The 14,416-nt window shown below is 63.7% G+C and carries 13 protein-coding genes; 7 read left to right on the top strand and 6 right to left on the bottom strand.

Annotation, left to right across the window (positions count from 1 at the left end):
• The first annotated feature begins 2 nt into the window (after positions 1–2).
• Positions 3–686 carry an HAD-IA family hydrolase gene (locus tag NMG70_RS11335; protein WP_254024597.1) on the top strand — a complete coding sequence of 228 codons (684 nt, stop codon included), beginning with the start codon at positions 3–5 and terminating at the stop codon, positions 684–686.
• The gene (locus tag NMG70_RS11330) at positions 683–2,269 is read left to right on the top strand and encodes an FGGY-family carbohydrate kinase (RefSeq protein ID WP_254024596.1); all 1,587 of its coding nucleotides are present in this window, start codon (positions 683–685) and stop codon (positions 2,267–2,269) included. The genes NMG70_RS11335 and NMG70_RS11330 overlap by 4 nt, the downstream gene beginning before the upstream one ends.
• 31 nt (positions 2,270–2,300) lie before the next feature.
• Here the strand turns inward: NMG70_RS11330 and NMG70_RS11325 are convergent, their stop codons facing one another.
• The gene (locus tag NMG70_RS11325) at positions 2,301–2,879 is read right to left on the bottom strand and encodes a histidine phosphatase family protein (RefSeq protein ID WP_254024595.1); all 579 of its coding nucleotides are present in this window, start codon (positions 2,877–2,879) and stop codon (positions 2,301–2,303) included.
• A gap of 241 nt (positions 2,880–3,120) precedes the next feature.
• Here NMG70_RS11325 and NMG70_RS11320 point away from each other — a divergent pair, with 241 nt between their 5' ends.
• On the top strand, positions 3,121–4,524 hold the full coding sequence (locus NMG70_RS11320; protein ID WP_254024594.1) for an MATE family efflux transporter: 1,404 nt from the start codon (positions 3,121–3,123) through the stop codon (positions 4,522–4,524).
• A gap of 41 nt (positions 4,525–4,565) precedes the next feature.
• On the opposite strand, the gene NMG70_RS11315 is transcribed toward NMG70_RS11320, so the two are convergent.
• The 5 genes from NMG70_RS11315 to speB form a co-directional block, all read right to left on the bottom strand.
• Complete coding sequence (locus NMG70_RS11315; RefSeq protein WP_254024593.1) at positions 4,566–4,931, bottom strand: hypothetical protein; 366 nt, start codon at positions 4,929–4,931, stop codon at positions 4,566–4,568.
• A gap of 176 nt (positions 4,932–5,107) precedes the next feature.
• Positions 5,108–5,755, bottom strand: coding sequence for an amino acid ABC transporter permease (locus NMG70_RS11310; RefSeq protein WP_254024592.1), 648 nt, complete (start codon positions 5,753–5,755; stop codon positions 5,108–5,110).
• Positions 5,752–6,420, bottom strand: coding sequence for an amino acid ABC transporter permease (locus NMG70_RS11305; RefSeq protein ID WP_254024591.1), 669 nt, complete (start codon positions 6,418–6,420; stop codon positions 5,752–5,754). Before NMG70_RS11305 ends, NMG70_RS11310 begins: the two co-directional genes overlap by 4 nt.
• A gap of 21 nt (positions 6,421–6,441) precedes the next feature.
• A complete protein-coding gene (locus tag NMG70_RS11300) occupies positions 6,442–7,245 on the bottom strand; it encodes a transporter substrate-binding domain-containing protein (RefSeq protein ID WP_254024590.1) in 804 nt (267 codons plus the stop codon).
• An 89-nt stretch (positions 7,246–7,334) separates the two neighbouring features.
• The gene (gene speB / locus NMG70_RS11295; RefSeq protein WP_254024589.1) at positions 7,335–8,396 is read right to left on the bottom strand and encodes an agmatinase; all 1,062 of its coding nucleotides are present in this window, start codon (positions 8,394–8,396) and stop codon (positions 7,335–7,337) included.
• A gap of 228 nt (positions 8,397–8,624) precedes the next feature.
• On the opposite strand from speB, the gene gcvA reads away from it, so the two are divergent.
• The 4 genes from gcvA to NMG70_RS11275 all read left to right on the top strand — a co-directional run bounded on the left by gcvA (position 8,625) and on the right by NMG70_RS11275 (position 14,196).
• Positions 8,625–9,599, top strand: coding sequence for a transcriptional regulator GcvA (gcvA, locus tag NMG70_RS11290; RefSeq protein ID WP_254024588.1), 975 nt, complete (start codon positions 8,625–8,627; stop codon positions 9,597–9,599).
• Positions 9,600–9,735: 136 nt separating this feature from the next.
• Positions 9,736–11,040 (top strand): nicotinate phosphoribosyltransferase, encoded by a 1,305-nt coding sequence (gene pncB, locus NMG70_RS11285; RefSeq protein ID WP_254024587.1) that lies wholly within the window; start codon positions 9,736–9,738, stop codon positions 11,038–11,040.
• A gap of 240 nt (positions 11,041–11,280) precedes the next feature.
• The gene (locus NMG70_RS11280) at positions 11,281–12,723 is read left to right on the top strand and encodes a hypothetical protein (RefSeq protein ID WP_254024586.1); all 1,443 of its coding nucleotides are present in this window, start codon (positions 11,281–11,283) and stop codon (positions 12,721–12,723) included.
• Between the two features lie 168 nt (positions 12,724–12,891).
• Positions 12,892–14,196 (top strand): ABC transporter substrate-binding protein, encoded by a 1,305-nt coding sequence (locus NMG70_RS11275; RefSeq protein WP_254024585.1) that lies wholly within the window; start codon positions 12,892–12,894, stop codon positions 14,194–14,196.
• Positions 14,197–14,416: the final 220 nt, after the last annotated feature.

The following is a 14,416-nucleotide window of genomic DNA, read 5'->3' as shown; positions in this document are numbered from 1 at the left end:
CAATGACGCCTGACCTGGTCATTTTCGACTGCGACGGCGTGCTGGTCGACAGCGAGGGGCTGTCCGTTTCGGCGCTGCTCAGCATGATCACGCTTGCCGGCGGCAGTGTCAGCGAGGATGCCGCCTATGAGCATTTCCTCGGCAAGAGCATGAAAAGCGTCCGCGAAATCCTCGGTCTCGATTTCGGACTTGATATCACCGACCAGCATCTGAGCGAGATGCGCGTCGAGCTGATGCGCAAATTTCGCGACGAGTTGAAGCCGATCCCCGGCATCGGCCAGGTTCTGCCGAGGCTCGCCATGCCATGCTGCGTCGCTTCCTCCGGCACGCTGGATCGCATCCGCTATGCGCTCGACGTCACCGGGCTGCTCGGGCTGCTCGAGCCGCATCTGTTCAGCGCCGCCATGGTGGAGCGGGGCAAGCCGGCGCCGGACCTATTTCTCCACGCAGCCGCCAAAATGGGAGCGATCCCGCAAAATTGCGTCGTCGTCGAGGACAGCCCCGTCGGGGTCGCTGCGGCACGGGCGGCGGGAATGCGCGTCCTCGCCTTCACCGGCGGCTCGCATGCCGGTAATCCGTCACTGAAAGCGCGGCTTGCGTCGAGTGAGCCGGACTTTATATTCGCTGACATGCTGCAATTGCCCGATCTGATTGCAGGCCTGGGAGCGAGAGCAAGGATACCTTGACGAAAAGTTTCGTTTGCGCGGTCGATGTCGGCACCGGGAGCGCCCGTGCGGGCATTCTCGACACCGGAGGCACCTTGCTCGGCCGCGCCGAGCATCCGATCGTCATGAACCGGCCGAAGGCCGATCACGCCGAGCACGATTCGCGGGATATCTGGTCGGCGGTCTGCATTGCGGTGCGCGCCGCCCGCGAAAAAGCCGGCGTGGCAGCGCAGGACATCGTCGGCGTCTCCTTCGACGCCACCTGCTCGCTGGTGGTGCGGGGCAAGGATGGTGGCCAGCTCAGCGTCTCGGTATCAGGCGAAAGGCGCTGGGACACCATCGTCTGGCTCGATCACCGCGCCATTGCCGAGGCCGATGAATGCACCGAAAGCAGCCACGCCGTGCTCGACTATATCGGCGGCGTCATGTCGCCGGAAATGGAGACGCCGAAGCTGATGTGGCTGAAGCGCAACCTGCCGGGAACATGGAACGAATCCGGCTATTTATTCGACCTCGCCGACTTTCTCAGTTGGAAGGCAACAGGTTCGCTCGCCCGCTCGCAATGCACGCTGACCGCCAAATGGACCTATCTGGCGCATGAAGAGACCGGCTGGCGGCACGACTTCTTCCAGGCCGTCGGGCTCGGCGATCTTTTCGAGCATGGCAATCTGCCTGACAAGGCCAGCCCGGTGGGCGCCGATATCGGCCGGCTGAGCGCGCAAGCCGCGGCCGAGCTTGGCCTGACCGAACAATGCCGGGTCGGGGCCGGCGTCATCGACGCCTATGCCGGCGCGCTCGGCGTGCTCGGCGGCTTCGCCGGCGATGAAATCAACATCGGCCGGCATCTGGCGCTGATCGCCGGCACTTCGAGCTGCGTCATGGCGATGTCGCCCGACCCGCAGCCCTTTGCCGGTGTCTGGGGCCCGTATTATGGCGCGGCGCTTCCCCGGCTTTGGCTGTCGGAAGGCGGCCAATCGGCCACCGGCGCGCTGCTCGATCACATCATCCGGTGGCACGGCGCCGGCGGCGAGCCGGACGCCGCCATGCACGCCAGGATTGCCCGGCGCGTTGTCGAGTTGCGCGCCATAGAGGGCGAGAACCTGGCCGGAAGGCTGCATGTGCTGCCGGATTTCCACGGCAACCGCTCGCCGCTCGCCGACCCGCATGCTGTCGGCGTCATCAGCGGGCTGACGCTGGATTCCTCCTTCGACAGCCTGTGCAAGCTCTATTGGCGCACCGCCGTTAGCATTGCGCTCGGCGTGCGCCATGTGCTGGAAGCGCTGAACGAGAACGGCTATCTGATCGACACGCTGCATGTCACCGGCGGTCACACCAAAAACCCGCTGCTGATGGAGCTTTATGCCGACGCCACTGGCTGCACGGTGGTCGAGCCGCTGGCCGATGAGGCGGTGCTGCTCGGCACCGGCATGATCGCCGCCACCGCCGCCGGGCTTTTTCCCGATTTGAACGCCGCCTGCGTCGCCATGCAGCAAGGCGGCAAGACGCGAGAGCCCAATTCGACGGCCGCCGGCCGCTTCGAGCGCGACTACCGGGTGTTTTTGGAGATGCACCGGCAGCGGCAGGCGTTGGACGAAATCAGGTAGGCGCGGCGCGAACAACCCTGCAATGCGTCTGCTATCTCTGGTTCCACCGCCGGATAATTGGCTCGCCAAGGTCGTGCTCATAGCCGAGCACGCTTGTGCTGGCGGTATCCAGCACGAAAAGCGCGCCATCTTGCGGCGGCAGGCCGAGCCAGCGCGCCGCCAGCACCCGCAGGAAATGCGAGCTTGAAAACACCAGGACATTGCCATTGACGTCACGCAATTCATTGACGATCCGATCCGCCCTCGCGCCGACATGCTCTGCCGCCTCGCCGTCAAGGCAGCCATCGCAAAACAGACGCCAGCCGGGACGCTCGATGAGGATCTGCTTCGTGGTCAGTCCCTCGTAAGCGCCGTAATCCCATTCCGCCAGGTCGGCCTTCTCCACGCTGGCCGAACCGAAGCCGGCAAGCGTACAGGTCTTGAGGGCGCGCTGCGACGGGCTCGACCAGACAGCCTGGAACGAAAGGCCCTGCAGCCGCTCAGCGACCCGCCCGGCGGCCGCCTCGCCGGCAGGCGTCAGCGGTATGTCAGTCAGGCCGGTGTGCTTTCCCGACGCGCTCCATTCCGTCTCGCCATGCCGAACCAGATAGATTTCGGGAAACGCGCTCATCCGCATGCCTTTCGATGGAATCCGATGTGATGACCGCTCTTAAGATCGGCCAACGACGCAATCATAGCGGCTTCTGGGCTCTCTGGCTCAACTCTTCACTGAGTCAGCCTCTTGCCATAGCCGCTCCTTTCGTAGACAAGCCGTGCGGTTAATGCGGAATCCGGGCCGATCACGGCCATTTTCCGCGCTGAGACGCGGCTTCCGGTGTTTGCCGACGCGCCGCAATCGGATAGGCGACAAAATGTCTGCGATCGAAGCCGGCGCGCGCGCGCCGGAAAACCTTTGGCGTCAGGAAATCAGGGCGACGTTGGCGCTCGCCTGGCCTATGGTGCTCACCAATCTCGGCCAGACGGCGATGACCGCCACCGATGTCATGATGATGGGGCGGCTGGGTCCGGACACGCTGGCCAGCGGCGCGCTCGGCGCCAACCTCTATTTCATGCCGCTGATCTTCGGGCTGGGCCTGATGCTGGCGACCTCGCCGATGATCGCTACGGAACTCGGCCGCCGTCGCCACTCCGTGCGCGATCTGCGCCGCACCGTGCGGCAGGGGCTGTGGCTGGCGATCCTCATCTCAATCCCGATCTGGATATTTCTCTGGTACGGCGAGGTCGTGTTGCTGGCCATGGGCCAGGAACCGGCGCTGGCGCATCAGGCCGGCATCTACCTGCGCTGGCTCGAATGGGCGGTGCTGCCGTTCTATGGCTATATCGTCCTGCGCTCGTTCATCTCTGCGCTGGAGCGGCCTGGTTGGGCGCTGGTCATCGTCTTCGTTGCTGTCGCCTGCAATGTATTCTTCAACTGGGTGTTCATGTTCGGCAATCTCGGCGCCCCTTCGATGGGCATTGCCGGCTCGGGTCTCGCCACCACGCTGTCCAGCATGCTGATGTTTGCCGGCATGGCGGCGGTGGTGATGCTTGAGCCGAAGTTTCGCCGCTATCAGCTGTTCGGGCGCTTCTGGCGGGCCGATTGGCCGCGCTTCAAGGGGTTGCTGCGGCTCGGCCTGCCGATCGCCGGGCTACTCGCCTTCGAGGTGACGATCTTCAACGCGGCAGCCCTCCTTATGGGCCTGATCGACGCCGCCTCGCTCGCCGCGCATGCCATCGCCATCCAGATCGCCTCGATCAGCTTCATGGTGCCGCTCGGCCTCAACCAGGCGGCGACGGTGCGCGTCGGGCTCGCCCATGGCGCCGGCAATCCGGAAGGTGTTTCCCGCGCCGGCTGGACCGCTTTTGTCATTGGCGTGTCGTTCATGGCGCTGATGGGGCTGGTGATGATCCTGTGGCCGCAGCTGCTGATCAGCGCCTTCATCGATCTCGGCGACCCGGACAATACCACTGTGATCGGGCTTGCCGTGTCGTTCCTGGCCTTTGCCGCGCTGTTCCAGATTTTCGATGGCGCCCAGGCCGTGGCCGCCGGCATGCTGCGTGGCCTGCACGACACCAAGGTGCCGATGATCTATGCAGCGATCGGCTATTGGGGCATCGGCCTGCCGCTCGGGGTGCTGCTTGCCTTCCATTCCGGGCTCGACGGCGTCGGCATCTGGATCGGCCTGTCGTTGGGGCTCGCGGTGGTGGCGGCGCTGCTCCTGGCGCGTTGGCTGCGCCGCGACAGGATCGCGCCGCCGCTCTCCTTTGGGCATTGATAAAAGCGGCTTCGTCACGAAGCAGGGCGGCGTGGTGACGTCTATGGATATTTCGTCTGATTTGCACGCGCGGCCTGTGGGCTTAAGTCGCTTTGTAACTCCTTTGGCAGGGGAAGGCTTGAGCACCGCAAGTGCACCGCGCGAGCGAACAATTTTCGTTGCTTCTGCTGGTGCTCCTTGATGGCTGCTGCTAGCCCCAATCCGTACGGGCCAAGAAAGACGCCGGTTCCCCAGCCCGGCTGCTTTTTTTCGCGAGCGTCGTAGTTCGAAGCCTGCATGCGGGCTTGCCGGCATTCCGGCGACCCCCATTTCCGGTCTTGCTTCGAAAGCGACGCTCCATAGTCGACCGGAGAGGTCGCGCATCCAGCCGCTGTCGCGGCCAACGCGACGAACATTGCAATTCTCATCCCAAGCCCTTGATGGTACACAGAACTCTTCTTCCAACAAGAAGGTAGCTCCGAAGAGGCAGCCGGAAACACGGTTATCGTCACCAATCGTTTTTCACAACGCGGAACCGGATAATCCCCAATGACTGCTTTGACCCAAAAGAAGGCATTCGAACGCTAAGCGCAGAGGCAGCTTGCTAGTTTGTAGTCGCCCGTCGTTCAAGCGCGCGTGCATATTGCGTCAGCGGGAAGCACATGACGAAGAAGATCAGCGCCACCAGCCCGTAGACGGTGAACGGTTCGAAGGTCGCGTTGTTGATGGCGTTGGATGTCCTGACCAGTTCCTCGAAACCGATGATCGAGGTCAGAGCGGTCGACTTGATCAGCTGCACCAGGAAACCGACGGTCGGGGCGCGGGTGATCGAAAACGCCTGCGGCAGGATGATCAGTCTCAGTTCCTGCAGATAGTGGAGGCCGAGACTGGCGCCGGCGTCCCACTGGCCGCGCGGCAGCGCATCGACGCCGCCGCGCCAGATTTCGGCGAGATAGGCGCTGGCGAAGAAGGTGAGGCCAAGTGCTGCGGCGGTCCACGGTTCGATGCGCAAGCCCAGCATCGGCAGGCCAAAGAACATCAGGAAGAGCTGCATGAGCAGCGGCGTTCCCTGGAATAGCGCGATGTACCCCGACGCAAGGCGCCGCGCCCATTTATTCTTGGCGATCCTGAAGAACAGCACGACCATGCCGACCACACCGCCGCCGACGAAGGCCGCCAGTGACAGAAGCACCGTCCAGCGCGCGGCGAGCAGAAGGTTGCGGACCATATCCCAGAAGGTGAATTCGATCATGACACGCCGGCCCCCAGCGCGCGGCGCCCGCCGCTGACCAGCAGCCGGCGCAGCCCCATCGACAGGACGAGATAGACGATCGTCACCACGAAATAGGTCTCGAAAGCGCGGAAGGTGCGCGCCTGCAGCATGTCGGCCTCGTAGGTCAGCTCGCGCACTGCGATCTGCGACACGACGGCCGACTCCAGCATCATGATGATGATCTGGCTGGTCAGCGCCGGATAGATCACCTTGAGTGCCTGCGGCAGCACGATCTTGACGAACACCTGGCGCGGCCGCAGCCCGAGCGCCAGTGCTGCTTCCGTCTGCCCACGCGGCACCGCGTCGAGCCCGGCGCCGACGATCTCGATCGTGTAGGCCGCCATGTTGAGCGTCATCGCCAGCAGGGCGGCCAGCAGCGGATCGAGCCTCACGCCGATGCTGGGCAGCCCGAAGAAGATGAAGAACAGCTGCACCAGGAACGGCGTGTTGCGGATCACCTCGACATAGACGCCGATCGCCCGCTTGAGCAGCAAGGGGCCGTTTCGCCGCCCGGCCGCACCGAGGATGCTGAGGAACGTTCCCGCGAGCGTGGTCACGGCGATCAAAAGGATCGTCGTGGCCGCCCCGCGCGCGATCGCGCCTGTCGCATCGGCAAGCCAGCCGAAGTCGAGGCTGTAGCCCATGATAGGTCCTTACCCCGGAGATCAATCCTTGAGGTTGTCGGGATTGAGCGGCGTCTTGAGCCAGGCTTTCGAGCTTTCGTCCAGCTTGCCATCGGCCAGCATCTTGGCGACCGCGTCGTTGACCGCCTGCTTCAGGCGGTCCTCGTTCTTGTTGAGGCCGATATGCGACGGCGAGGTGAGGAGCTGGAACTTCTGTTCCGGCTTCAGTGCTTCCTGGCGGGCGAGCACCTGGGCGCCGACATCGTTGCCGACGACCATCAGCTGGGTCTGACCCGAGATGAAGGCCTGGATGACGGAATTATAGTTGTCGAAGCGGCGGATGTCGGCCGAGGCGGGTGCCGCTTCGGTCAGCGACGTGTCTTCCAGCGTGCCGCGGTTGACGGCGATCGACTTGTCGGCGAGGTCGTCCTTGCCTTCGACCTTGAGCGCGGCCGGGCCGATGACGGCGATATAGTACGGTGCGTAGGCGGCGGCGAAATCGATCACCTGCTCGCGTTCCTTGGAGTAGCCGACGCTCATCAGGATATCGACGCGCTTGTCGGTAAGATACGGGATGCGGTTCTGGCCGGTCACGCTGACCAAATTCAGCTTGACCTTGAGCTGGTCGGCGATGAACTGCGCCACGTCGATGTCATAGCCCTTGATGCTCATATCGGCACTGGCCGAGGAGAAGGGCGGAAAGTCGGAGAAAATGCCGACATTGATCGCGCCGGCCTTGGTGATGTCGTCGAGCGCGTCGGCATTGGCGGCCTGGGTGGCAAGACCGAGGCCGGCGAGCATCAGCACGGCTGCGATGGATGATTTGAGCTTCATGTGAAGTGTCATTGTCGTTCCCCTGCTGGAAGCTTGTTTTGTTTGAATGCGGCCGCCGGCTCCAGCGCGGCGGTCGCCTTGGAACTTCTTGGTCTGATGCGTCAGGCTCGCTTGCCTGAGATCGCCGGGCTGAACACCATCAGGCTGAGGATCTCGAACAGCACCTGCGCGCCGGCATGTGCGGTGTTGGTGGTCGCGTCATATTGCGGCGCCACCTCGACGACGTCGCCGCCGACGATGTTGAGGCCCTTCAGGCCGCGCAGCAGTTCAAGCACTTCCCGCGTCGTCAGCCCGCCGACTTCCGGCGTGCCGGTGCCGGGCGCGAAGGCCGGGTCGATGCTGTCGATATCAAAGGACACATAGGTCGGGCCATCGCCGACTATTCTGCGCGCCTTCTCGATGATGGCGGGCATACCGAGCCCGGTCACCTCCTCGGCATGCACGACGGTCATGCCGGATTCATAGGTGAACTCCCACAGATATTCGGCCGAGCCGCGGATGCCGATCTGGATGGTGCGCGACGGGTCGAGCACGCCGTCCAGCACCGCGTTGCGGAACGGACCGCCATGGTGGAACTTGGTCATGTCGAACAGGCCGCTGGTGTCGCAGTGGGCGTCGATATGGATCATGCCGACCGGCGCTTTTTTGCCGACAGCCTTCAGGATCGGGTGGCTGATCGAATGATCGCCGCCGACCGAAAGCGGGACGACGCCGGCATCGACGATCTGGTTCGTCCGGCGCTCGATGTCGTCATGGCTGGTCTCCAGCCGGTAACGGCTCTGGAACGGCACATCACCGATGTCGGCCACCTTCAGCTCATGCGTCGGTGCACATTCCAGCACATGGTTGTAGGGGCCGATGCGCTCGATGGCGCGCAGTGCCCTTGGCCCGAAGCGGGCGCCCGGCCGATTGGTCACGCCAAGGTCCATCGGCACGCCGATCATCGCCACCTGCAGATCGCCGAAATCAGGATTGTCGACGGCGATTTCCCGGTAAGGCGCGCTGAGGAAGGCAGGGATGCCGGAATAGGGCGCCAGCCGCGTGCCGCTCTTGGAGAAGATCTTGTCGGCGACACGCCGGAAATTTGGGTCGAATATCTCGCCGCCATGGCTTTCGCCATATTTGCGGCGCAACGCTTCGAGCTTGCCGCGATCATAACCCATGTCGGTCCTCCATGGCTGGTGCAGGCGGCCATCAATGACGGCCGCGCCGGCTGCCTGCGGATTTCACGTCTTGATGCTGTACGGCCCAAAGTGTCTTGCAGCTGCATTGAAAAATCAATTGATATTGTTAGGGTCTTTGCTGTGAGAAAATCTCACATTAATGTCGAGCACGATCTTATCCGAAAACCGGGGTTGCACTTCCGGGGGTCGTGCTCCTTTGAGGCTCCGATGGCCAAGCGTCTGCCTCCCCTGAATCCATTGCGGGCCTTCGAGGCGACGGCGCGCCATGCCTCGCTGACCAAGGCGGCGGCTGAGCTCAACGTCACCCACGGCGCCATCAGCCATCAGATCAAGGCGCTCGAACAGTCGCTTGGCGTCAAGCTGTTCGAGCGCGCCGGCCAGCGGGTGAAGCTGACGCCGCACGGCGCCGAATTGCTGCCGGCGGTGTCGACCGCCTTCGACGGCATCGCCGCCGCCACGCAGCGCATGACGAGGCCGGCGAGCACCGGTGCGTTGTCGGTGTCCTGCGTGCCGGCACTGCTGTTGCTGTGGATGATCCCGCGGCTCGGCAGCTTCACCTCGCAATACCCCGACATCAGGCTGACGCTGATCCCGTCCAATGACGCCAGGGACGTCCGCGCGCCGCATATCGATATCTGCGTGCATTATGGCGACGGCAGCTGGACCGATTGCTGGATGCGCAAATGGTCGGGCCTCGAGCTGTTCCCGGTGGTCAGCCCGACGCTGATCAACAACCGTCCGATCCGCACCGTGCGCGATCTCGCCGATCACGTCTTCCTGCACGGCGACGACGGCCGCGAATGGCACACCTGGCTGGCCGCCGCCGATGCGCTGGATCTGGAGCGCGGCCGCCGCCACCATCTCGGCGACGCGCGCATGGCGAGCGAGGCGGCGGTCCACGGCCATGGCGTGGCGCTGGGCGATACGGTGACAGCAAGCGGACTGCTTGCCAGGGGACTGCTGGTCGCGCCGTTCAGCCTGTCGGTGCCGGCGGTCGACGATTTCTATGTCGTCTGCCGTAACGAGATGAGGTCGGCGCCGATCGTGCAGCTGTTCATCGACTGGCTGTTTGCCGAAAAAGAGCAGGCCGACGGCCGCGCCGATGCGCCGGTGGCGGGCCGCATCGGCATTCGCAGGAAGCGTCCGGCGCTGAGAGTGATCGGCGCCAAGACCGCGCCCTGAGGCTGCAGCAGCCGAAGCAGCGCGCTTGCCGCACGCTTTGCTTTTTGTCGGGCCAGCCCGCAAAGCGGGAGGCGCTTTCAAAAATTCAATGCTAAGAGGCATTTCAGGGAGCGAGCAGCGAAGGCGGCATCGAGACATGACCAAGACCGATATAGCGCGGCGCGTCTACAACCACACCTGGAAGCTCGACCCCATCGTCCGCAGCCTGCTCGACACCGATTTCTACAAGCTGCTGATGCTGCAGATGATCTGGGGCATGTATCCCAAGATCGACACCACCTTCTCGCTGATCAACCGCACCACCTCGGTTCGCCTTGCCGAGGAGATCGAAGAGGCGGAATTGCGCGATCAGCTCGACCATGCCCGCACCTTGCGCTTCTCGAAGAAAGAGATGATCTGGCTTGGCGGCAACACCTTTTATGGCCGCAAGCAGATATTCGAACCGGAATTCCTCGCCTGGCTCGAGAATTTCCAGCTGCCGGAATACGAGCTTTCCAAGCGCGACGGCCAGTACGAGCTCACTTTCAGCGGTCCGTGGATGTACACGACGCTGTGGGAGATCCCGGCGCTGGCAATTATCAACGAACTTCGATCTCGCGCGGCCATGCGGGCGTTCGGGCCATTCGCGCTCGACGTGCTCTATGCTCGCGCCAAGGCCAAGATGTGGGCCAAGACCGAGCGGCTGAAAGCACTGCCGGATATCCGCATTTCGGATTTCGGCACCCGCCGCCGCCATTCCTTCCTGTGGCAGCGCTGGTGCGTCGAAGCACTGAAGGAAGGCATCGGCGAGGCGTTCACCGGCACCTCCAACGTGCTGCTCGCCATGGACAACGACCTCGAGGCGCTCGGCACCAACGCGCATGAACTGCCGATGGTGCTTGCCGCCCTCGCCAACTCCGAAAAGGAGTTGAAGCAGTCGCCCTACAAGGTGCTGCAGGACTGGCAGCGCTACTATGGCGGTAATCTGCTGATCGTGCTGCCCGATGCTTTCGGCACCGCCTCGTTTCTGCGCGATGCGCCGGATTGGGTCGCCGACTGGACCGGCTTTCGCCCCGACAGCGCGCCACCGATCGAGGGCGGCGAGAAGATCCTTGCCTGGTGGCGTGAAAAGGGCAAGGACCCCAGGCAGAAGCTGCTCATCTTCTCCGACGGGCTCGAGGTCGAGACCATCGAGGAAACCTACCGTCACTTCCGCGGCAAGGTGCGCATGTCCTTCGGCTGGGGCACCAACCTGACCAATGATTTCGAAGGCTGCGCGCCGACCAAAACCAACCGGCTCGACGCCATCTCGCTGGTCTGCAAGGTCACCGAGGCCAATGGCCGCCCGGCGGTCAAGCTCTCCGACAATCCCGCCAAAGCCACCGGCGACGAACAAGAGATCGAGCGCTATTTGCGCATATTCGGCGAGAAAGACCGCGTGGAGCAGCTGGTCAAGGTGTGAGGGTGAGGGAACTCTTGGGATAGCATGAGTTCCGTCGCGCCCCCCTCTGTCCTGCCCTCTTTGCCACCACTTGGCATCTCCCCCACGAGGGGGAAGATTGGCCGTCATCTACAGCTTCGCCAATCGCCAACGTCGCATGGAAGGCGCCGATCGAGCGAACTGCCGATCTCCCCCCAAGTGGGGGAGATGTCCGGCAGGACAGAGGGGGGCGCCGTAGAGCGCTGCCGCTTGGCAATAGCAATGCCCTTTGCGACTTCGTTGGCCCTCCTGTTGCCCACCCCCGCCTTCGCCCATGCCTCCGATCGCGGCCACGTCCTGCTTCTGCCCACCGGCTACTACGTCGCCGGCGGCGCGCTCGCGGTCGCCGCCAGTTTCCTTGTCCTGGCACTGCTGCCGTCAGACTTTCCCGACCGCTTCTGGCGGCGGCGCTTGCCGCTTTTCGCATTCGGCGACGGCGCACGAACTGTCGTCAGCCTGATATCCTTTGCCGGCTTTGCAATTCTGGTTGCGGCCGGCCTGTTCGGCAGCCGTGATCCGCTCTCCAACCCGCTTCCCCTGGCGATCTGGACGCTGCTCTGGGTTGGGCTGGTTCTGCTGCAGGGGCTGTTCGGCAATCTCTGGTCATGGCTGAACCCCTGGTACGGGCCCTGGCGTGTCGTTTCCCGCCTGTTCGGCAAGCGCAAGATCGTCAATCGCAAGACATGGCGACCGCCTGCGTGGCTCGGCTGCTGGCCGGCTTTCGTGCTGTTCTTCGCCTTCGCCTGGTTCGAGTTGATCGACCCGGCGCCCGACGACCCGGCGCGGCTCGCCTGGGCCGCCGGCCTTTATTGGCTGCTGAGTTTTGCCGCCATGCTGGTGTTCGGCTACCGCGACTGGAGCCGGCGCAGTGAGTTCCTGACCGTCTTCCTCGCCATGGTGGCGCGATTCGCCCTGCTTGAGCGCAATGAAGGCGAGCGCAATGAAGTCGAGCGCATTGAAGTCGAGCGCAATGAAGGTAGCCGGCTCAGTCTGTGCTGGCCGGGCGCCAAGCTCGGCAATGCCGCGCCGCTGTCGCTCAGTGGCATTGCTTTCCTGCTGCTCGCGCTGTCGTCGGTGTCTTTCGACGGCCTGTCGAAAACCTTCTTTTGGCTCGGCCTGTTCGGCATCAATCCGCTGGACTTTCCGGGCCGCACGGCGGTGATCGGCGTCGGCACCTTCGGGCTCGTGCTGACGTTCGTGTTGCTTGCAGCCGCGTTCATCCTTGCCATTGTCCTTGGCCAGCATCTTGCCGGCAGCCGGCATTCCCTCGGTCAGGCCGCAGGGCTGCTGGTCTGGTCGATCGTGCCGATCGCGCTCGCCTATCATGCTGCGCACTATCTGACGTCGCTGCTTATCGACGGCCAATATGCGGTGGCTGCGCTTTCCGACCCGTTCGCGCTGGGCTGGAACGTGTTCGGCACCGCCGACATGCAGATCGAAGCCGGCGTCGCCGCCGGCGCCGGCTCGGCATGGTGGCTGTGGAATATCCAGGCCGGCGTCATCATCATTGGCCACATCCTCGCCGTGCTCGTTGCGCATGGCCTCGCCTGGCGATTGCACCCGCGTCCCGCCGGCGCCGCGCTCAGCCAGTTTCCGCTCACCGTGCTGATGATCGCCTATACGGTCTTCGGCCTGTGGTTGCTTGCCACGCCTTCGGTCGGATGAGACAAAGCCCGGCTTCGATGGCGCCGATTGATCCCCAGGGGAAAGCTCGCTTGCCACGTCAGGGCTTTGATGATTTAGTTTGTACACATGCAATTTTCGGCGCTCTTACCAGGAGTGGCTCGCCTCGCTACAGCCATTGGTCAAAACTCAAAAACAAGGGGAACTGCCGTGACTGACAAGAATGGGTTTTTCGATCTCTCCAGAACCGGTCTCACCCGCCGCACCACGCTGAAGGGGCTGGCCGCAGGCGCCGGTCTCGCCGTCGCGCCCGGGTTCGTCCGCTACAGCCAGGCGCAAAGCTCGGCGCCGATAAAGATCGGCTTCCAGTGCCACCGCACCGGCATCGGCGCCGCCTACGGCCGCTGGTACGACAGGACCACCGCCGCCGCGGTCAAGGCGATCAACGAAGCCGGCGGCATCAACGGCCGGCCGGTCGAGGTGATCATCGAGGATGACGGCACCGATCCCGGCCGCGGCGCCGAAGTGGTCGGCAAGTTCGCCACCCAGCACAAGACCGACATTGTCTACGGCACGCTGTTTTCGCATGTCGTCATCGGCTCGGCGCCGGCCGCCGGCGAGGCCAAGATGCCCTATTTTGTCGTCAGCGAAGGCCACCACGTCGCCTCGACCAAGCTCAACCGCTACGTCTTCCAGCCCGGCATCACCGACGTGAAGAGCCAGATCCAGGCGATGGCGCCGTGGATCGCGGCGAATGCCGGCAAGAAGGTGACGCAGATATTCCCCGATTTTGCCTTCGGCTACGACCATCGCGATTACCTGCCGCCGGCGCTGAAGGCGCAGGGCGCCGAGGTGATCGCCCAGATCGCCATCCCGCCGACGGAATCGTCCTTCACCAAATATTTCCCGCAGATCCCGGCCGAAACCGAGGTGATCTACCACGTCATGGTCGGGCCGGCGGTGCTCACCTTCGTCAAGGAACTCGGCGAGTTCTACGGCTCCAGCCGGCCGCAGCTGTTCGGCTTCATCGATTCGCTCGAAGCCACCGACATCAACAGCCCCGGCCTCGAATTCCTCGACGGCAGCCATTTCTGGGAGGGTTCGCCGCGCTACGCGCAAACAGATGATTCCGCTGCGCAGAAGGCCTATCGCGCCGCCGTCGGCATCGACGACAACGGTGCCGCCGTCGGCGATCCGAAGGACGTCTCTACCGCCGCGCACATGTTCGGCTGCTGGGAAACGCTCTATGTCGTCAAGAAGGCGATGGAGGATGCCGGCTACAAGGGTCCGGAAGACCGCGCCAAGCTGGTCGAGGCGACCGAGGCTTTGACCGAGTTCGCCGAAGGCCCCGAACATCCGCAGGGGCCGAAGACCTTCAACGGCAAGATCCACCAGTGTTTTGGCATCCAGAACATCTCCAAGGTCGAAGGCGGCCGGCTGAACGTCGTCCACAAGACCAAGATCGAGGACGGCCTCTACGAGCCGGAAGGGGATTACACGACCCAGCCGCTGTGAGCTTGGTTCAGTAAGCACAGTGCGCTTCGAAGCACCCCCCTCTGTCCTGCCGGACATCTCCCCCTCAAGGGGGGAGATTGGTAGTTCGTGCGAAGGCGGCCACTCACTGTCTTTGGTGATTGGCGAAAGCAGTCATGACAGGCACTCTCCCCCCTTGAGGGGGAGATGCCAAGTCTTGGCAAAGAGGGCAGGCCAGAGGGGGGTGCTTCGCGCACCCGCT

The organism is Mesorhizobium ventifaucium, assembly GCF_935822925.1.
Taxonomy (GTDB): Bacteria; Pseudomonadota; Alphaproteobacteria; order Rhizobiales; family Rhizobiaceae; genus Mesorhizobium; species Mesorhizobium ventifaucium.
Note: the sequence above shows the minus strand (reverse complement) of the source record. Positions and strands in the feature narration are given on the sequence as shown.